This is a genomic window from Spirochaetota bacterium (assembly GCA_038043445.1).
In the GTDB taxonomy this organism is placed as follows: domain Bacteria; phylum Spirochaetota; class Brachyspiria; order Brachyspirales; family JACRPF01; genus JBBTBY01.
Genome location: JBBTBY010000058.1, coordinates 14951 through 33653, shown reverse-complemented (window position 1 = coordinate 33653; position 18703 = coordinate 14951). Strand labels below are relative to the sequence as shown.

Annotated in this window: 16 protein-coding genes; 2 read left to right on the top strand and 14 right to left on the bottom strand. The window is 55.0% G+C overall.

Annotated elements, in window-relative coordinates; genetic code table 11:
* Positions 1–37: 37 nt before the first annotated feature.
* The 14 genes from AABZ39_08565 to AABZ39_08500 form a co-directional block, all read right to left on the bottom strand.
* Positions 38–211: a hypothetical protein gene (locus AABZ39_08565; GenBank protein MEK6794814.1), complete on the bottom strand. Its 174-nt coding sequence runs from the start codon at positions 209–211 to the stop codon at positions 38–40.
* Between the two features lie 221 nt (positions 212–432).
* Positions 433–1806, bottom strand: a complete 1374-nt coding sequence (locus AABZ39_08560) for a sigma-54 dependent transcriptional regulator (protein ID MEK6794813.1) — start codon at positions 1804–1806, stop codon at positions 433–435.
* On the bottom strand, positions 1778–3514 hold the full coding sequence (locus AABZ39_08555) for an ATP-binding protein (protein MEK6794812.1): 1737 nt from the start codon (positions 3512–3514) through the stop codon (positions 1778–1780). Before AABZ39_08555 ends, AABZ39_08560 begins: the two co-directional genes overlap by 29 nt.
* A gap of 84 nt (positions 3515–3598) precedes the next feature.
* Positions 3599–4633 carry a glycoside hydrolase family 130 protein gene (locus AABZ39_08550; GenBank protein MEK6794811.1) on the bottom strand — a complete coding sequence of 345 codons (1035 nt, stop codon included), beginning with the start codon at positions 4631–4633 and terminating at the stop codon, positions 3599–3601.
* A gap of 10 nt (positions 4634–4643) precedes the next feature.
* Positions 4644–5663 carry a glycoside hydrolase family 130 protein gene (locus AABZ39_08545; GenBank protein ID MEK6794810.1) on the bottom strand — a complete coding sequence of 340 codons (1020 nt, stop codon included), beginning with the start codon at positions 5661–5663 and terminating at the stop codon, positions 4644–4646.
* A gap of 190 nt (positions 5664–5853) precedes the next feature.
* Positions 5854–6723: an AraC family transcriptional regulator gene (locus AABZ39_08540; protein ID MEK6794809.1), complete on the bottom strand. Its 870-nt coding sequence runs from the start codon at positions 6721–6723 to the stop codon at positions 5854–5856.
* Positions 6720–6914 carry a hypothetical protein gene (locus tag AABZ39_08535; GenBank protein ID MEK6794808.1) on the bottom strand — a complete coding sequence of 65 codons (195 nt, stop codon included), beginning with the start codon at positions 6912–6914 and terminating at the stop codon, positions 6720–6722. Before AABZ39_08535 ends, AABZ39_08540 begins: the two co-directional genes overlap by 4 nt.
* 3 nt (positions 6915–6917) lie before the next feature.
* Complete coding sequence (locus tag AABZ39_08530; GenBank protein MEK6794807.1) at positions 6918–10334, bottom strand: GAF domain-containing protein; 3417 nt, start codon at positions 10332–10334, stop codon at positions 6918–6920.
* 57 nt (positions 10335–10391) lie between these two features.
* A complete protein-coding gene (locus tag AABZ39_08525; protein MEK6794806.1) occupies positions 10392–11246 on the bottom strand; it encodes a protein-glutamate O-methyltransferase in 855 nt (284 codons plus the stop codon).
* Between the two features lie 50 nt (positions 11247–11296).
* On the bottom strand, positions 11297–11998 hold the full coding sequence (locus tag AABZ39_08520; protein MEK6794805.1) for a hypothetical protein: 702 nt from the start codon (positions 11996–11998) through the stop codon (positions 11297–11299).
* A gap of 358 nt (positions 11999–12356) precedes the next feature.
* Complete coding sequence (locus AABZ39_08515) at positions 12357–12863, bottom strand: chemotaxis protein CheW (GenBank protein ID MEK6794804.1); 507 nt, start codon at positions 12861–12863, stop codon at positions 12357–12359.
* 12 nt (positions 12864–12875) lie between these two features.
* Positions 12876–14483 carry a methyl-accepting chemotaxis protein gene (locus tag AABZ39_08510; GenBank protein MEK6794803.1) on the bottom strand — a complete coding sequence of 536 codons (1608 nt, stop codon included), beginning with the start codon at positions 14481–14483 and terminating at the stop codon, positions 12876–12878.
* Positions 14484–14701: 218 nt separating this feature from the next.
* Positions 14702–15208 carry a chemotaxis protein CheW gene (locus AABZ39_08505; GenBank protein ID MEK6794802.1) on the bottom strand — a complete coding sequence of 169 codons (507 nt, stop codon included), beginning with the start codon at positions 15206–15208 and terminating at the stop codon, positions 14702–14704.
* Positions 15209–15293: 85 nt separating this feature from the next.
* Positions 15294–18035, bottom strand: a complete 2742-nt coding sequence (locus AABZ39_08500) for a carbonic anhydrase (GenBank protein MEK6794801.1) — start codon at positions 18033–18035, stop codon at positions 15294–15296.
* 72 nt (positions 18036–18107) lie between these two features.
* On the opposite strand from AABZ39_08500, the gene AABZ39_08495 reads away from it, so the two are divergent.
* A complete protein-coding gene (locus AABZ39_08495; protein ID MEK6794800.1) occupies positions 18108–18317 on the top strand; it encodes an addiction module protein in 210 nt (69 codons plus the stop codon).
* Entirely contained in the window at positions 18314–18610 is a 297-nt protein-coding gene (locus tag AABZ39_08490) for a type II toxin-antitoxin system RelE/ParE family toxin (GenBank protein MEK6794799.1), read from the top strand. The genes AABZ39_08495 and AABZ39_08490 overlap by 4 nt, the downstream gene beginning before the upstream one ends.
* Positions 18611–18703 lie beyond the last annotated feature (93 nt).

Genomic DNA, 18703 nt, shown 5'->3' with positions numbered 1-18703 from the left:
AGTGCAGCATTCGTGTGCCTATGGATGGAATACATTATCACTCCTTCACCTCGTCATCCCGTGCGGGTTTCGCATCATGCCCCGCGGCTTTTTTCCCGAGCTCAAGCTCAATGAAACATTTGCTGCAGACGAGCCTGAATCGATCGTTTTTCGCCGTCACGTCATACAGGCGTGTCGTCGATCTCTCGCACCGGTCACATGCCTGGTCCATTCCGAACCCCTTCGGCGTTGTCCATCCATACCTGCACAGCATTTCGCCGCTCCATCAGCATTAAAAGAACCGTACAGAGCGTGCAAGTACCGTGCCACGGAACACGTGCGTTTTCGGTCAAAATTTGATGCATGGAGATCAGGCAGCAAGGAGAAGTTTGCACTGCTGCAAAGGGTTTTTCAAATTTGCAAAAGAGCGGCGCCCGAGATGGGCATGCGCTGCTATTTGTATTCGATGCCGTATCTATGGATCTTTCTGCTGAGCGTCGAATCGCTGAGGCCAAGGAGCCTTGCCGCGCCACCTTGATTCCCTTCCGTTCTCCTCAGTGCGCGTATGATCGCATTCTTTTCCACGGCTTCCAGGTCAAACACATCGTCCGCGGGGTGTTCATTGCGCAAAGGCGATGGTCCCTCGCCGGCAGAGAAATAGGCATCGGTAATCGATGTTCCATCGCAGAGTATCATCGCGCGTTCCACCATGTTCCTCAATTCGCGAATGTTCCCGGGGAATGAGTACCGTGCGAGAAGATCGTATGCCGACCGCTCTATCACGGGTACGGCGCGCTTCAGCTGCATCGCATAATGTGCGGCAAAATGGTCCACCAGTAAAGGGATGTCTTCCGGGCGTTCACGCAGCGGCGGTACGGTTATCACGAATGCATTGAGCCGATAGTACAGGTCCTGCCGGAACGATCCCTCGGCGATAGCCTTTCGGACATCCTTGTTCGTTGCGGAAACCACGCGAACATCGACTGCAATATCCTTCTGTTCCCCGACGCGTCGTATGACGCGGTTCTCAAGCGCACGCAGGAGCTTTGCCTGCGCCTCGAGCGGCATATCGCCGATCTCATCAAGGAACAGTGTGCCGCCGTCCGCCGCCTCAAAGCACCCGATCCTGTCCTCGATAGCCCCGGTGAACGAACCTTTCTTATGGCCGAACAATTCGCTTTCGATAAGACCCAATGGTATCGCCGAGCAGTTCAATGTATGGAACGCACCGGCACGGCGATCGCTCGCTGAATGCATGGCCCTCGCGACAAGTTCTTTTCCCGTGCCGCTCTCGCCGGTGATCATGACCGCGGCGCCGGGGGCGGATGCCGCTTTCACCGCCAGGTCAACGACGGCGCGGATCGACGCGCTTTCGCCCACGATGTCCCCCACCGTGCGGTCAAAGATGGCGGCAAGCATGTTCCGTTCCCGCGTCATGCGCTCAGCCCTGCTCTTCACCGAAATATATGCGCGTGTGCGCATGAGCGCCGCTTCAATGTCCTCGCTCATGAGCGGCTTGTGGAAAAAATCGAATGCGCCGTGACGCAATGCCTCAAGCACGGTCGTACTGTCGCCGTGTCCGGTGATCATGATGGATTCGATGCCGGGGAATTCCTCTCTGATGCGATCGAGCACGGCGAAGCCGTTCATTTCTGGAAGTTTGATGTCGATGACCACCACGTCGACCTTTCGCTCGTGCATGAGGGCGAACGCTTCCGACGGAAGTCCGACATCGAGCACCGCATGGCCGCGCGTGCGCAGAAAGTCGGAAAGCTCCCGCCGTATCTCCGCTTCATCGTCAATGACGAGTATCGTCAATGTAACCATGGACAGCCTCCGCCCCCTGTTTGGGGAGAATGATGATGAACGTCGTTCCTGCACCGACCTCGCTCGTCGCGGTGATCTCGCCGTTCATGTCGCGGATTATCGCGTAGCATATGGACAACCCCAGCCCCGTTCCGCGCGATACCGGTTTCGTCGTAAAGAACGGCTCAAATATCCTTCCCAATACCGCTGCGCTCATGCCGCATCCATTGTCATTCATTTCGGCATAGATGTGATTCTTCGTTTCACCGGTCCTGATCTGTATCGTTCCGCGATATGCTGCATCTGCTGACGCTCGTTTTTCATCGATCGCATATTTCGCGTTGGAGAGCAGGTTGATGATGACCTGTTCAAAACGAAAACTGTTCCCCATCGCCGTCGGGACGGTGCAGCCGAGATCGGTACTGACGTCGATCTCATGCTCGCGATACTGCGCAGAGAACAATGCACGGGCGTTCTCTATGGCCTCATGCACGCTGAACGTTGTACCCCGTAACTCTTCATCGCGGGAGAACGCGCGCACGTGGTCTATGAGGGTGCGTATCCTCGCGACCGCATGCCGAACGGCGATAAGCTTCTCGCGCACCCTGGGCAGATCGGGGTGACGGTCATCGGCACCATACTCAGCGTTCGCCGACGCGAGCGATATGACGGTCAACGGCTGATTGATCTCATGTGCAAGTCCCGCGGCCATCTCGCCGAGCGACATGAGCTTATCGGACTGTATGAGCATCTGCTCGTGCTGCCGGCGCATCTGTTCGGCCGATTCAACTTCGGTGATGTCCAGTGCTATGCCGCGTATGCCGACGGGGGTGCTGTCGTTCCTGACGATCGTTGCCTGTATCCGCACCCGCCGGGGCGCACCGTCTTTTCGCACTATCGAATAATCATTCGTTGTATCCGTAACAGCCCCCGACACGATACGGCCGACGCGTTCCCTCGCTTTCTCGATCTCCTCCGGTGCGAGCATCGTGAATATCGACAGCCCATTCGCCACATCGTCGGGGTCGTAGCCGAAGAGCGAGTACCCCGCCGGATTTGCATACGTAACATTCCCCCGAATATCCGTTTCAAAGATCGTAACGGGCAGGGTTTCCACAAGCTCGCGATAGCGTTCGCGGCTTTGCTCAAGCAGATCGGCGACCTGTTTCTGCTCATCCTGTCTGCTGTCGTACTCCGCGATCCTGCGTTCCAGCACCAACGCGGCCATATTCACGAGCGACTCGATGAATGACGATTTTTCCGGCGTTCGTCCTTGGCAGAAGATGAACGAAACGCTGCCATACACATTATTACCCGAGAACAATCCCATTCCCCATACGCCGGTGATGCCGAGCATTGCTTCAGCTGCAGCACATACCGATCTGTTCACTTTCCCTTTCATCAATATGCCGATGCCGCCTTCTACCTTTTCGATATGGCGCCGGAATAATTCCGGATCCGGCATTGTATCGGCAGGAATGCTTCCGAATCGGACCTTAAGCGGATCGCTTCGAAGTCTGCCCATGATGCTCTTCATACGATCGCCCAAGCCGAGCACCGCACGGGGTTGGTTCATCCCGCTTACCGGGTCATAGATACCGACGACAAGATAATCCGCCCCGGATTCGCGCTTCACGATCTCTCCGAGATAGTCGCATATCGATTCGACACCGGGGGCTGCAAGGAGCTCCGCGACTATTTTCGCATAGTTATCGAACGATGCAGCCATGATGCACCGGAACAGATCTCATGCCCGTCAGTATAGGCCAGTGTACAACATTTGTCAAAACGGATCGGCGTACAACAGGTATCGTTACTTCTTCTCGGTACACAGCGCAATGAGGTCATCCACGTTCGCGGTGGCAAGGCATTCCACCGTATCGGCAGCGCCGTAGTATATCTTCACCTCGCCGCTCTCTTCCAGTATCATGCCGCCGGGGAAAATGACATCATTGCGGTAGCCGCCGCTCGTTTCATACGCCGCTTCCGGCGCTATGAGCGGCTGTTTGGACATACCGATAACCTTCGACGGATCGTTGAGATCAAGGAGCATGATGCCCGCGGTGTATCGCTTCGTCCATGTCTTCTCCCAGCCGTTCTTCCCGCGGTTCGTATCGTCGCGGTCGACGGCGTGGAAGCAGGTGGGCCATCCCTTGTTCGTTCTCACCGGCGGGGAGGCGGGGCCTATCTTGTCATCGGCGAAGGGAACGTTCTCCACGGCAAGCACGAGTTCGCTGTCGCCCCAGTAGCGCATATCAGGCGATGCGGAAAGCCAGGTGTCGAAGCGGTCCTTGCCGCCGCGGCTATACACGGGGAACGGGCGCTCAAGGCGCACATATTTCCCGCCGATCTTTTCAGGGAAGAGCACCATATTGCGGTTGTCCGGCGTCGTGAGATGGAGTATCTCGAATTTATCGAAGTCGTCGGTAACGGCGATGCCTGCGCGGAGTCCATGTTTCGTGTTCGTGGCGAAGCACATATACACACGCCCGTCGATGACGGTAAGCCGCGGATCGTAGGCGTGGGTTATCTCTCCCTTAAGATCATCGATGGCAAAACAGGGCTTCGGTGCGACCTTCCAATCGATGCCGTTGTCGCTGTATGCGAGCCCGATATTCGTTCGCAATGGCGGCCAATCCTTGCGCTTGCCGGTGAAGAAGTCGTTCACATCCTTTTCGGTGGCGCCGAAATCGTTCCTGAACACCATCACATATTTTCCCTGATACTTCACGATGCCGGCATTGAATACGAGCTCGGAATCGTAGGGAACATCCTTTTTCGTAAGAACGGGATTCTTCGCGCATCGCTTGATGATGCTGCTTGAAGTGAGTTTTTGTACCATGGTCATATCCTTATCGTTATCGTTTTGCGGAGCACAATCGCAGAAGGTCGTCAACATGCGCGGTGGCGAGGCAGGTCACCGTGTCCGCGGCACCGTAGTATATCTTCACTTCGCCCGAGTCTTCCAGTATCATCCCGCCGGGGAAAATGACATTATTGCGAAGCCCGCCGGAGATCTCGTAGGACACCTCCGGCGCGATGAGCGGCTCCTTGGACATGCCTATCACCTTCGAGGGATCGGCAAGATCGAGGAGCATGATGCCGGCGGTGTAGCGCTTCGTCCATTTTTTTTCCCAGCCGTTCTTGCCGCGGTGTTCATCGTCACGGTCCACCGCGTGGAAAGCGGTGAGCCACCCTTTTTTTGTCTTCACCGGCGGTGCGGCGGGGCCGATCTTGTCGTTCGAATACGGCACATCCTCGACGGCGAGCACAAGGTCAGAATCGCCCCAGTAGCGGCAGTCGGGGGAACGGGACATCCATATATCGAATCGGTCCTTCCCGCCGCGGCTGTACACGGGGAACGGGCGCTCAAGGCGCACGAATTTTCCGCCGATCTTTTCGGGGAACATCACCATATTGCGGTTGTCCGGCACTGTCAGGTGGAGCACTTCGAATTTCTCAAAGTCATCGGTAACGGCGATGCCCGCACGCAGTCCGTGTTTTGTATCGGTAGCGAAACACATGTACACGCGCCCATCGAGAACGGTGATACGCGGGTCATACGCTTTTATCACTTCATCATCGTGCATGTCAAAGCAGGGCTTTTTCTGCACGTCCCATGTTACGCCGTCATTGCTGAACGCAAGACCGATGTTCGACCGAAGCGACGGCCACGTACTGCGGCGGCCGGCATTGAGATCGTCGAAATCCTTCTCGCTTGCGCCGTAATCGTTCCGGAACGTCATCACATATTTTCCCTGCCATTTGATGACGCCGACATTGTATGTCAGCTCCGATTCGTAGGGCACGTTCCTGCTCGTCAGTACCGGATTGGAGGGGCTCCTCACGATGCAGCGCGCGGTCGTTATATCGTTCATGCGTTCTCCTTACTTCATGTGTGACAGTAAGGTAATTGTATATCGCGCCGGGGGCTTTGTAAAATATATTTGCTGCTTTGCATTTTTTGCTGCAATTTACCCCTAACCCCGCGCTATCGCGCCGCCCCTTCCCCTTGTACACAGGGGGAAGGGGGGGCGGGATAGCGCGGGGTTAGGGGTAATACTTAGGTCACCGCGGATCTCTCCGGAATTCCCCCGGCGCCTTGCCGGTGAATGCCTTGAACGCACGGTTGAAATTGCTGATATCGCTGAAGCCCGCGGCAAAGCAGATGTCGGATATCGGCGTTGTCGTCTCTGCAAGGAGCTTTCGCGCCCTGGCGAGCCGCTTAACGGTAAGATAGTCCTTTATCGAGCGTCCGGTCGCGCGTTTGAACACCGTGTTCGCATGCGAAGCGGATATCGAGAACTGCTTGAGCATTGCTGCGATGCGCAGATCCGTGGTATAGTTCGCATCCAGATAGGCGAGTATCGAGGTTATGAGCGGCTGCGCCGTTTCGCTTACCCGTATGCCGCGGCGCGACGCATACGTCTCGTACGAACGGTATATCATCGTCAGCACCGCAGAAAAGAGCGATACCACCGTACGCTCCCAATGCGCCTTCTGTCCTTCGTATTCGCTCACGAGCGCCGAGGAGACGGCGAACACGTCCGCACGAACGCTCTTCTCGAGCGGCAGTTTCGCGCGGAACTCCGGAAGGCGGCTTATGAACGGCAGGAGGAGCCGTGCGCTGAAATCATCCTCGAGCAGTGACCGTCCGAATTTTATCGAGCGGACGCCGAGCGATGGACCCGGTATGAGCGCATGTCCCTCGAACTGATTGCCGAGCACGATATCACCCGTGCTCACCGGGTTTTTTCCTGTGCGCGTCTCGTTCGTACCGCTCCCGTCAAGGATCATATCTATCTCGAAGAATTCATGCGCATGCATATCGATAGTGCTTTCAATACGGCTGTCGCGTATGAAAAAGGGGAAGCGCTCGTACACGGGAAGAAGCTCCGTGCGCTCGCCCATCATGGCGGCTATCCGTTTGCGTATCATTTTTTCGTTTCGCCGTCCCTGAGATAGCCCTGCTCTTTGAGGAATTCGATAAGCTCTTCACGCGTGATGATGTTCTCAGCTACGCAGAGCTCGCCTATCATCATATTTCGTGCACGCGCCTTCTCGAGCAGCATCTGCATCTGCGTTTCCGTAACGATGTGCTTGCTGACGAGCAATTCCCCGAACAACATAGTCTACTCCTGGCGTACCGGCAGCGTTATCGTGAACTCGGTGAATCGCCCCTCCTCGCTCACCACATCGATGTCCCCGCCCATGCTCTTGATGATGCCGTAGGCGATGGAAAGCCCCAGTCCGGTGCCGTCACCGACGGGCTTCGTCGTGTAGAACGGCGTAAAAAGATTGCGTTTCACTCCCTCGGGAATGCCCGCACCATTATCGCGTATCTGCATAATCGCCTTCCGGCCGTTCGAATACGTACGTATCGATATCTCGGCGCCTTCCGGCTTGACAGCGCATGTCTCGACCGCATATCGCGCGTTCGTTACGATATTGAGCACCACCTGTTCGAAGCGATACAGATCGCCCGTGACGGTCGGCATCGCTTCATCGAGCGATTCGATGACACGTATCGTATGCCCTTTGAGCTGCGTGCCTATCATGCCGAGTACATTGCGCACGGCGGTGTTCATGGAGAACGTACCGGTGTCGTCATGCTTCTCGCGAGCGAACGTGCGGACCTCGTCGACGATCTTCGTGATGCGCGATACATATTCTTTCATGGAAGCGACCTTGACCGCCGTGTACGCCCCGTCGCCGGCCTTCAGCGCAAGGATGTCGAGCGCCATCGATATGGCCATGAGCGGCTGGTTGATCTCATGCACGATGCCGGTGGCGAGCACGCCGAGGGACTGAAGCTTATCCGCCTGCATGAGCGCCTCTTCGTGCTTTTTCACCGACTCCATCGCCTCAAAGCGTTCGACTATCTTCCACGCGCTGTCCATGAGATGCGACAGCATTTGCACATCGGAATCGCTGTAGCCGCTCTTCTTGTTCCCCACACCGGCGACCGCGACTATCTTCTCGCCGGAAAATATCGGCACGCTCATGAACGTATCAAGATGCACATGCCCTTGCGGGTATCCCTTCCTGAGCGGATTGGGCCTGGAAAAATCATTATCAATGACGGCCTTTCGCTGCCGCACCGCCTCTCCCCAAATACCGGTCTTATCGAGCTGATACACCGTCTGCGGTTCCATTATCCTGCATTCTTTCATCACATCGCGTGACCAGCTGTTGAGCGTGAACTCCTTCTTTTCCTCATCGTAGTGATAAATGTATCCGATGGTACTGCCGGAAAGCGCTACCGATTCGGTAAGCGTGAAATCGAGTATCTCCTGCACGCTTTTCGCGCGGAACTGCGATATTTTCCAGAGGCATTGCAGCATGGTCTCGTTCTCGCGAAGCGATCGCTCCGCGTTGCGCTGGGTAAGCGCTATCGCCAACGAATCAGCCATGCGTTCGAGCATGCCGATGAAAACTTCAGAAAAACGGTCCCGTCGGTGATCGTTGATCTGTATCAAACCGAGCGTTCCCTTCCCATACCTGAGCGGGATGAGCGCCACCGATTCGTAGCCCTCGGCGTTGCAGCGGTTACGCGTACGCGCTTGTCGGTCCGCCTCGGTGGTCGATGCAAGGAGCTCCGTCGTGCAATTGCTCCAAAAACTCCCGTGCTCCGTAAAGAACGGCTTTGACGGATCGAAACGCCCCGCAAGAATATTCCCGCACATACAGTCGAGCACGGGATTACCGATGTCATCGCGTTTTACCTGTCCGCTGAGGTCGCGTTCGCAGAGCGTATTCTCCATGGCGACGAATTCGGCGGGAAAACCGCGCGTTTCAAAGTAGGGATAATCATCGCCGTCCTTAAGGCGTATGCCGACCGCTTCGCACCCCGACCATTCCTTGAGATAGCCGGTCACCGCCTGTATGAGCTCATGCGAATTATTACGCGAATTGATCAGGCGCAGTATCTCTATGGTCGCTTCGCGCTCGCTGTCCATGCGCTTTTTCTCGGTAATATCCTGGAACATGACGGCGAAGGTACCGCGCTTTGGACTGTACGCCCGCACTTCGTAATATTTCCCTATTTCCGCGGCGTAATTCTCAAACTGCATCGGCTCGCCGGAAAGCGCTACGCGTCCGTAATTTTCTATCCACACCGATTCGGTGCCGGGCATGACCTCGAGCACGGTTTTACCGATAATGCTGTCACGCGGAAAGCCGGTCAATCGCTCAAAGGCTTCGTTCACTGCGAGAAAGCGGTAATCAACCGGCTTTCCGTCCGCATCGCAGATGATCTCATGGTAGGCGAACGCGGATATCATCTCGGAAAAAAGTTTGCGGTACTGTGCCTCGCTTTTCGCCACCGCTTCACGCATGGCGTATTCATCTGTTACATCGCGGAACACAAGCACGGTGCCGATGATTTTTCCTTCACCGTCACGAATGGGCGCCGCACTGTCGGCTATCTGACGCTCCGTGCCGTCTTTCGCAATAAGCGCCGTATGATTGGCAAGACCGACCACAATACCCTCTTTGAGCACACGTGCAACGGGGTTTTCAGCGATATCCCGCGTCTGCGCATTGATGATAGGGAATACCTCGCCAAGCGGTTTTTCGAATGCTTCCCGTGTTTCCCAGCCGGTGAGCTTTTCAGCAACGCTGTTAGGCGCAATGACATTCCCTTTATCATCCGTCGAGATAACGCCGTCGCCGATGGAACGAAGCGTGGCCGCAAGGCGGTTCTCGCTCTCCTCGAGCTTTCTCCCGACACGGCGGGATATCACGACGGAAACAAATACGAGAAGTGCTATGGCGAGAAGCGTCATTATCGAATTGACAATAACGCCTGCCTGCTTTGCCATCTTTATCGTTATCGCTGACTCATGCCAGCCGATAAAAAGAACGACGATGGTGATCGCGGGAACGAGATAGCGTATGAGAGAAGCGAACACCGTCTGCCCGGTGAGTATGCGCGCGAAGAGCGCATCGGGCTTTGCCATGAGCACGGCAAATGCAGCCATAATGAAAACAGAGGCGCTCACGAACGGCACGGGTATGATGCTGCCGCCGTAGAGAAACGGCGCACCGTACCAGTAGCCTGTCGTTATTATGCAGGCGGCGATCATCGCAAGGAGCGCCGCGGTATCGACAATGCGCCGGGTACGATAGGACAGCGACTCGAGAAGGACAGCGAGTGCTATGAGAGCAACGATGCCAATGCCGATAGGCGACATGTGTCCGATGGGGATGCCGAACATGAAATTCCCCTGCAGTACCATTCGCCGATACGCATCGGCTGCACCGTAGAGGAACACGGTCTGCACGATAAGGACAGCAATGACTATGACGGCGAGTACCGCCGCCGTTTTCTTCATGGCGCGGTCCTTCGAACGCATGAACACGAGCGCCGGCGACAGAAGCAGGCAGAGCACGGCCGCTACCGGGGGCATGGGGATGGAATTCTGCATGAGCGTAAACGCAGCCGGAACGTTCATTATCCATGACAAGAGCACCGCGAGAGAGATGCCGGCGATGAGAACGGACGCGGCAGGTGTGCTGTATCGTACGAAGAATCCCTTGAGTTTCATGCGAATGATTATACTCTGCACAGTTATGGAATGCAATCTGAAAAAGGCGGCGGGCTTTCAACCTTTCCGATATACCGTCGGTGCCACGGGGATGAGACTGCCATGCATGCCGAATATCGATTCCGAATGACCAATGAAAAGATACCCGATATCGGAGAGGAGCGATGCCAGCTTGTCGATTATCCTTTTCTGCGTTTCTTTCTCAAAGTAGATAAGGACATTGCGGAAGAATATCACGTCGAATGGGCCGGGCACATCGTAGACATCGTCCATGAAATTAAGCACCTTGAAGCGTATGTGCGCGCGCAGCTCCGGCACGACACGCACGAGGTCCTCTTTATCGCCGCGGCCGCGTAAAAGATATCGCTCACGAAGTGCCGGCGGTATGGGATCGATAAGCCGCCCATGATAGACGCCGCGTATGCCCTTCGCGAGCGTGTGTGCGGACACGTCCGTACCGAGTATCGAATAGTCGATGCTCCGGCTCGTGCGTTCATATTCGGCGACCGTCATCGCGATGGTATACGGCTCCTCGCCGCTCGAACAGCCCGCGCTCCAGAGCGTCAGCGGCCGCGAAGTGCCTGCACCGGAGGCGGTGAGCACGGGTAATCCTGAAGCGGTAAGATAATCGAAATGCTTGCGCTCGCGGAAGAAATCCGTCTTATGCGTCGATACGAGATCGCTGAAATGGATGTACTCATCATTCATTCCCTCGCCCATGAGATATTCGTAATACTCATCGAAGGAATCGAGCGAAAGCGCCCGTATGCGCCTGGAAAGCCTTCCCTCAAGCAGGGAACGTTTGCTCGGAGGCATTTTGATTCCGAAATTACTTTCGATGTACGATGAGAAGCGCGAAAGCACATCCTCGCTCATGGAGAATGTATACGGTTTCATTGCAACGAGTTCCATGCATCCCTCCTTACTGCGTATCGCATATGACAGCTGAACGCCGCCTTCGCTCAGAGTTTGAACGTACCCGTATACCAGACATTGACACCGAGGGAAAGCGTACCCGACGTAACATTATTACAGGGAACACCGACGCATATCTGATGCGCATTTTCCGAAAAACATAAACAGGCCCCGGGAATGACAGCAAGCGAAAACGTATTCACTCCGAACGTAAAGCAAGGATTGACCTCGACGAATAGATGCACGGCATTCTTGATCATCTTCCATACCGGAGCGATGATGGCCGATATCGAAGTGTTCGCCGGTGTCGATAACGGTACGATCACTATGCCGTTGAGCTCAAAGGCATAGGCATCGTTCTCAATGAAGAAATGGTACTGAGGCGCGAACCGGAACCTTACCCCCCCGGCGGCCGAATAGTCAAGGAATACCTGCAATGCTGCGATATTATTCCCGCCGAAATCGAATCGCGGCATGATCCATGAACCGGTATAGCCGAATACCGGTGCGTACGCAAGTGTGGCAAAGTTGACAAAGAGATCGATATTCTGGGTAAATCCGTATGCGGCGATATAATCTGACAATGCGCCGAACGCCGGGATCATCGGTACATATACGGTTGGAACTATCGCCAGTGTCCTCTCGCCGGTCATGCCGTTATAGGCGCTGAACGAACAACCGTACGCCGGCATGTCGGTGAGCATGAAGCATATACCCAGCAAGACGGTAAGTTGAACGGGTTTTTTCATATTTATACTCCTTGAGCTTCCTTGAGATCTGCACTCTCGTACACCTCATCGCCGGGGCGGACAGCGGGGAAACCGTCCGCCCCGTAAAAAAGATGGGAGCGGGAAAGCACATCAAAACGCACCCTTATCCCGTGCGCGAGTCGCCCTCCGGGCTCGCGCAGCACTGCGGCATCCGTGCCGCACGCCCGGCCCATTTCCCCGCGTGGCGGCTTTGGCCATCCGTGGCCGCCGCCAGCTGCGCCGTCCTTGGCGCACCGCTGAGCGGAGAAAGGGGAGCATTAACTTTCAGTACGAAATTCCCTTTCCCCTTATAAAGGGGAAAGGGTGGCGCGCAGCGCCGGGATAGGGGTTGTTTCTTCTACACCGCTACCGCTTCCTCTCTCAAAGCTTCCTTCGCATACTCAAGCTCCTTCTCCGAGAACACATGCGCGGCCGAAAGGATGATGATGAAATCATTCCCTTTCTTCCCTATCGCCTGTATGTATTCGCCGCTCACGTTCATGCCCACCTTGGGCGGCGCTTCCACCTGCGTTTCATCGAGGCGTATCACTTCCTTCACCGCATCGATGAGCGCACCGATGACTATCTTCTCGCCGTCGTACTCCGTTTCCACGATGATGATGGCGGTATCCACCGTCCTGTCCATCACCGGGAGATCGAACTTGAGACGCAAGTCGACCACCGGCACCACATTCCCGCGGAGATTGATCACCCCCGGCATGAATTTCGGCGTGCGCGGCACCCGTGTTATCTTCGCTATCTCAAGCACTTCCTTCACCGTCAGCACCTCGAAGGCGAACATCTCCTTGTCGAGGAGGAATGTCAGGTACTGCCGGGATTCCGTCGTTTGTTTTTTTGTTTCCATACCCTTACTCCTCTAGAACTTCTGAAATTCCTTATCCTCGGCGTCGCCCGCATTCGTCATATCTATCGCAACACCCTTCGCCTTCGATGCTCCAATCAGGACCGGTTCTTTCACGATAGGCGCATGCTGCTTATGTCCGTTGGTGCCGTATCCATTTCCGTTGCCATTCCCGTGATGAAGCGTATCATGTATCCCTGCAGCGCTCGTTGCCGTTTTTTTGTTCTTGCTCGATGTTGCCTTCTTCGCCGAAGCCGCATCAGTCTCTCCCCGTGCTCCGGTCTTCAGGAATGTTATCGCTTCCTGCATCTGAATAGCCTGGCTCGATAATTCTTCCGCCGTCGACGCCAACTCTTCAGACCCCGAGGCGTTCTGCTGTACCACGCTGTTCAGCTGCTGCACCGCATTGTTTATCTGCTCGGCACCGTTGGACTGCTCAGCACTTGCCGCGTTGATCTCTGCCACCAGCTCCGCTGTCTTTTGTATGTCCGGCACAAGCTTGTCCAGCATTGCCCCCGCGCGTTCAGCGACCTCAACGCTCGTTTTCGACAGATCGCCGATCTCACCGGCGGCTTCCTGGCTTCTCTCGGCAAGTTTCTGAACCTCGCTCGCAACGACGGCAAATCCGCGTCCATGATCCCCGGCACGTGCCGCTTCGATGGACGCATTCAGCGAAAGGAGATTCGTCTGCCGCGCTATCTCCTGAATGATGCTCACTTTCTCCGCTATCTCCTTCATCGCTTTCACCGTCAGCCGTACCGTATCGCCGCCCTCTTTCGCATCGGCGGCGGATTTTGCCGCTATCTTTTCCGTCTGGCTGGCATTATCAGCATTCTGCCTGATGGTCGCCGTCATTTCCTCTACCGACGATGAGACCTGTTCGACGCTCGCCGCTTGCTCGTTCGTTCCCTGCGAAAGTTCTTCTGACGATGTCGATATCTGTTCCGTCCCGGTGCTCACGACATTCGCCCCTGTTTCCACCGTATCGACCACCTTCAGTATCGATCGCAAAACGAACACAGCAATAAATATCGCCGCTATTGTTGCAAGTACGGTCAATATCGATGATATGAGCATGATCTGCGCATTGACAAGATCGTATTCTTTAGCGGCCTTATCGGCATCGGCTTCCCCGGAGGCCCTGAATTTCATGAGTGGATCACGGAATTCGCCTAACGGCTCATCGATGCGCGCGTCTACGGTCTTTACCCGCTTATCGATCGAGACCTTTTCCAGCAAGGGGATCATCTCTTTCTCGAAAAGCGATACGACCTCGTCCATATGGTCCCGCGCCTGCTTCACGAACGCTTTTTCGCTGTCGTCCATCGCGTACTTCTCTATCTTCGCGAGATCATCGGCCGCTTCCTTCTTAGCGGCATCCCAATCCTTTTTTGTTTTTTCGAGATCATGCTGTATCACCGCTTCAGCGATGACTCCATAGAGCTGATCGGCAAGCTGACTTGCTTCGGTAATATCGATCGCCTGCCTGTTAAGCTCGTCGTTCCTGTCATGCAGTACGGCAAGCCGGTTCAGCTGTGTGAACGTGTACCCGACAAGGACGACCATGACGACGATCACCATGCCGAACCCTAATCCCAATTTTTTCCCGATTCCCATTTTCATGTATATACCCTCCGTTCTCATCTCGCGGAAAATTCAAGCCATCCGCTACAACATATGCTTCTTCAACATCCCCGAGGTATTCCCATCTTTCACCATCCACTTCCTCCCGGCGACTATTCGCCTTGCTTTCTGATTACTTCATCACCGGAGCGGACGTTTTGGGGAGTAGCACGTCCGCCCCGTCAACAAAATATGATCTCAAAGATCACTTTTGAAAACTACACCGCTACCGCTTCCTCTCTCGAAGCTTCCTTCGCATACTCAAGCTCTTTTTCCGAGAACACATGCGCGGCAGATAGGATAATGATGAAATCATTCCCTTTCTTGCCTATCGCCTGAATGTATTCGCCGCTCACGTTCATCCCCACCTTGGGCGGCGCTTCCACCTGCGTTTCATCGAGGCGTATCACTTCCTTCACCGCATCGATGAGCGCACCGATGACTATCTTCTCGCCGTCGTACTCCGTTTCCACGATGATGATGGCGGTATCCACCGTCCTGTCCATCACCGGGAGATCGAACTTGAGACGCAAGTCGACCACCGGCACCACATTCCCGCGGAGATTGATCACCCCCGGCATGAATTTCGGCGTGCGCGGCACCCGTGTTATCTTCGCTATCTCAAGCACTTCCTTCACCGTCAATACCTCGAAGGCGAACATCTCCTTGTCGAGCAGGAATGTCAGGTACTGCCGGGATTCCGTCGTCTGTTTTTTTGTTTCCATATTGTCTCCTTTTTCTTCGCACCCTCTCCCCCTCTCTCACTTCCCTGTGAGAGAGGGGGAGAGGGCCGGGGTGAGGGGGTGAGTGTCAAAACTTCTGGAATTCCTTATCCTCGGCATCGCCCGCATTCGTCATATCGATCGTCGCGCCTTTCGGCTTTGCGCCCGCCAATACCGGCTCTTTCACGATAGGCTGATGCTGCTTATTCCCGTTGCCGCCGTGACCGTTCCCGTGATGAAGCGTGTCATGGATAGCTGCCGCATGTGCCGGCTTCTTCTCGCTATGCGTCCACGCTATCGTATCCTTCTTCATCTTGTCCTCATCGATCTTGAAATACGATATCGTCTCCTGGAGCTGCATGGCCTGCGATGAGAGCTCTTCGGACGTGGAGGCCACTTCTTCCGAACCCGATGCGTTCTGCTGCACGACGCTGTTCAGCTGCTGCACCGCATTGTTTATCTGCTGTGCGCCGTTGTTCTGCTCGTTGCTTGCTGCGTTTATCTCGGCAACCAGTTCCGCCGTCTTCTGAATGTCCGGCACGAGTTTTTCCAGCATTGTTCCCGCACGCTCGGCAACTTCCACGCTGGACTTCGAAAGATCGCCTATCTCGCCCGCCGCGAGCTGGCTCCGCTCGGCGAGTTTCTGCACTTCGCTTGCAACAACCGCAAATCCTTTTCCGTGTTCACCAGCGCGCGCTGCTTCTATCGATGCATTGAGCGAAAGGAGATTCGTCTGTCGTGCTATCTCCTGGATGATGGTCACCTTATTAGCGATTTCCTTCATCGCCTTGACGGTTTCCTTCACCGCGCTGCCGCCGTCCTTGGCGTCGGTCGCGCTCTTTGCCGCTATCTTCTCCGTCTGGCTCGCATTGTCCGCGTTCTGGCGAATCGTGGCCGTCATCTCCTCTATGGAAGAAGACACTTCCTCCACGCTTGCCGCCTGCTCGCTCGCACCCTGCGAAAGCTCCTCGCTCGATGTGGAAAGCTGTTCGCTACCGCTCGCCACATTGCCGGATGCCGTTTTGACCGTAGCCACTATCTCGGTGAGCTTCTTTAACATGCCGTCAAGCGCCTTGGCGAGATTGCCTATCTCATCCGAACGTTTGAGTACTTTCTCTTCAAGATGCGTTTTGAGATTCCCTTCCGCTATCGTGTTCGCGAATTTCACACCGAGCGTAAGCGGCCCGGTGATGGATATTGTGAGCACGATGCCGATGATCAGCGCAATGAGCGTGCCGCCAGCCAAGGTGCCTATCATCATTGCAGAAGCGAAATTAGCAATTTCTGTATTATGTTCTGCAGTATCATGCGCGGCTTTTATGTTCAGCTCGGTCATTTCTTCGAGCTCTTTTTTCATCGCCTCAGCCGTCTTGAACGCGTCTCCTTGCATCAAGGCCATCGCCGCCGCAGTTTCTCCGCCTCTTATAAGCCGGGTTATCTCATGCGCATCGTCATAAAAGTGTTTTTTTGACTCAAGGAGCTCATTGTACATACGTTCATCCTCTTTATCGATAAGAGAATCTTTGTACATAACGGCGTACTTGTCGAACTGTTTTTCGAAATCATCGATCTTTTCTGCCGCCTCGTTGAACTTCACTGCGTCGCGTCCCTTTTGCAGGAACATTTCACGCAGATTAACACGTGTTCGCTGAAAGTACTCGACCATGTACACTAATTCGCCGAGCGGCTTTGTCATTTTCTCGAACAGTCTCGTATCCGCATCATCAATGGTCCGCATCTGTACAATGCCGAACACCCCAATGGCTATAGCGATGGCACACACCGCCGAAAAGCCCGCGATAAGTTTTGCTCCAATTCCCAGTTTCATTTGAAATCCTCCTCGTTTTAATAAGAAATATCCTATCGCCAGTACGGCTACGATAAGGGTTAGTATGAGAATGACAGGAAGTACATTGAACGTATTCCCCTTTTTCTCCGCCGGCTTCGCTTCGGTTTTCGCATGCGCAACATTTGCCGGAGTACCGGCAAATGTAATGGAAGAGGAGGAAGAGTGAGAAACGCTTGTTTCGCCTGCGGCCACTGCGCCATGTGCGCTCTCAGACGCAAGAAGCATGCTTTCCTTTGGATGACGACCCATCCATTTTACCGTGCCGGCAGCGATATTGTATTCGGCACCGATGACGGCGAGCTTCCCCTCCTTTACGAGCTCGCGCACTTCAGCGCTTTTACTGAATGTATCTTCGATGGACTGCCACACATTATGCTCTATGGCCTTCGCTACAACGGCGCCGGTATCCTTCCCGGAAAGCTCCCGCTTCGCTTTTGCCGCCGCGGGGACTATGTTCTCGACAAGCGCGGGTATGCTCCCGTGCACCGTATCGCCCTTGACCACCGCGGTCACCGCGCCGCATTTGCTGTGACCGAGCACGAGCAGCACCGGCGTGTTGAGATGACCGACACCGTACTCGATGGAACCGATCTCGTCCGTGTCGGCCACATTACCCGCCACGCGTATGACGAAGAGTTCGCCCACGCCTGCGTCGAAGATATGCTCAAGCGGCACACGCGAGTCCGAGCAGCCGAGTATGGTGACATACGGCTTCTGCCCCTTCTCCGCCGTTTCGGTGAGCCGCGCCTTCGTCTGATTGGCATACATGCGCCCGCCGTTGACGAAACGGGAATTGCCCGCCTTCAGTTTCGCGAGCGCCGCGTCCGGCGATATACCGACGGCTGTTACATGCGTCGCTGCCGCCGCGCCGTGTGCCGCCTTGGGCTTCGCCGGATCCTTCGCCGCGGCCGCCGGCGCCATGCCGAAGATGAACGATGTTGCGAGAATGATCGTGAAGTGAAATGCCGTGCCGTTTCTCATTACTCTGCCTCCTCGTTGACTTTTGATGTTCCTTTATATATGATTGAAACAAATTGAAATCGAGGGTTTGTTATGGTGTCACAAGAGATAAAAGCCATGCCGCTGGCGGAACGACTGCTTCTGGTCGAGGATATTTGGGATTCCATCGCTGAAGAACAGAACGCACTCCCGTTCGATGCAGGAATAAAAGCTGTGCTTGAAGAACGCTTGGCGGCACTGAAAGCGGACCCGAGCGCCGGCTCGACCTGGGAAGAAGTAAAGAAGCGCCTTTCACGTCGATGATCTATCGGCATATCATCCGCCCGGAAGCGGAGACCGATCTTTTTGAATCCTCGCTGTGGTATGATGAACAGCGAACAGGTCTTGGCGACGAGTTCATCGGCTGCATCGAGGCAAAGATCGCTGAGATCATAAGAAACCCGGTTGCCTTTCCCGTCATTGATCTCGATGTCCGGCGTGCCTTGATCAGAAGATTCCCATTCGGAATATTTTTTACGGTCAGGGCGGATACGATTTATGTTGTCGCGATACTTCATCTGACAAGACATGAAGATACGTGGAAAACGCGGGGTTGATCTGCACTGCACGTCCCTTGTGCTTTGTGTAAAGAAACTTACGCTAGAGCAAGAACGCCCCCCTTTCCCTTTACTAAGGGGAAAGGGGCTGGG

Coding starts and splice junctions, on each gene's coding strand:
- AABZ39_08500 (MEK6794801.1), bottom strand. CDS start 18,035: ATGAGAAACGGCACGGCATTTCACTTCACGATCATTCTCGCAACATCG.
- AABZ39_08525 (MEK6794806.1), bottom strand. CDS start 11,246: ATGGAACTCGTTGCAATGAAACCGTATACATTCTCCATGAGCGAGGAT.
- AABZ39_08550 (MEK6794811.1), bottom strand. CDS start 4,633: ATGACCATGGTACAAAAACTCACTTCAAGCAGCATCATCAAGCGATGC.
- AABZ39_08565 (MEK6794814.1), bottom strand. CDS start 211: ATGGACCAGGCATGTGACCGGTGCGAGAGATCGACGACACGCCTGTAT.
- AABZ39_08540 (MEK6794809.1), bottom strand. CDS start 6,723: ATGATACGCAAACGGATAGCCGCCATGATGGGCGAGCGCACGGAGCTT.
- AABZ39_08560 (MEK6794813.1), bottom strand. CDS start 1,806: ATGGTTACATTGACGATACTCGTCATTGACGATGAAGCGGAGATACGG.
- AABZ39_08555 (MEK6794812.1), bottom strand. CDS start 3,514: ATGGCTGCATCGTTCGATAACTATGCGAAAATAGTCGCGGAGCTCCTT.
- AABZ39_08535 (MEK6794808.1), bottom strand. CDS start 6,914: ATGTTGTTCGGGGAATTGCTCGTCAGCAAGCACATCGTTACGGAAACG.
- AABZ39_08520 (MEK6794805.1), bottom strand. CDS start 11,998: ATGAAAAAACCCGTTCAACTTACCGTCTTGCTGGGTATATGCTTCATG.
- AABZ39_08490 (MEK6794799.1), top strand. CDS start 18,314: ATGATCTATCGGCATATCATCCGCCCGGAAGCGGAGACCGATCTTTTT.
- AABZ39_08505 (MEK6794802.1), bottom strand. CDS start 15,208: ATGGAAACAAAAAAACAGACGACGGAATCCCGGCAGTACCTGACATTC.
- AABZ39_08510 (MEK6794803.1), bottom strand. CDS start 14,483: ATGAAAATGGGAATCGGGAAAAAATTGGGATTAGGGTTCGGCATGGTG.
- AABZ39_08545 (MEK6794810.1), bottom strand. CDS start 5,663: ATGAACGATATAACGACCGCGCGCTGCATCGTGAGGAGCCCCTCCAAT.
- AABZ39_08530 (MEK6794807.1), bottom strand. CDS start 10,334: ATGAAACTCAAGGGATTCTTCGTACGATACAGCACACCTGCCGCGTCC.
- AABZ39_08495 (MEK6794800.1), top strand. CDS start 18,108: ATGGTGTCACAAGAGATAAAAGCCATGCCGCTGGCGGAACGACTGCTT.
- AABZ39_08515 (MEK6794804.1), bottom strand. CDS start 12,863: ATGGAAACAAAAAAACAAACGACGGAATCCCGGCAGTACCTGACATTC.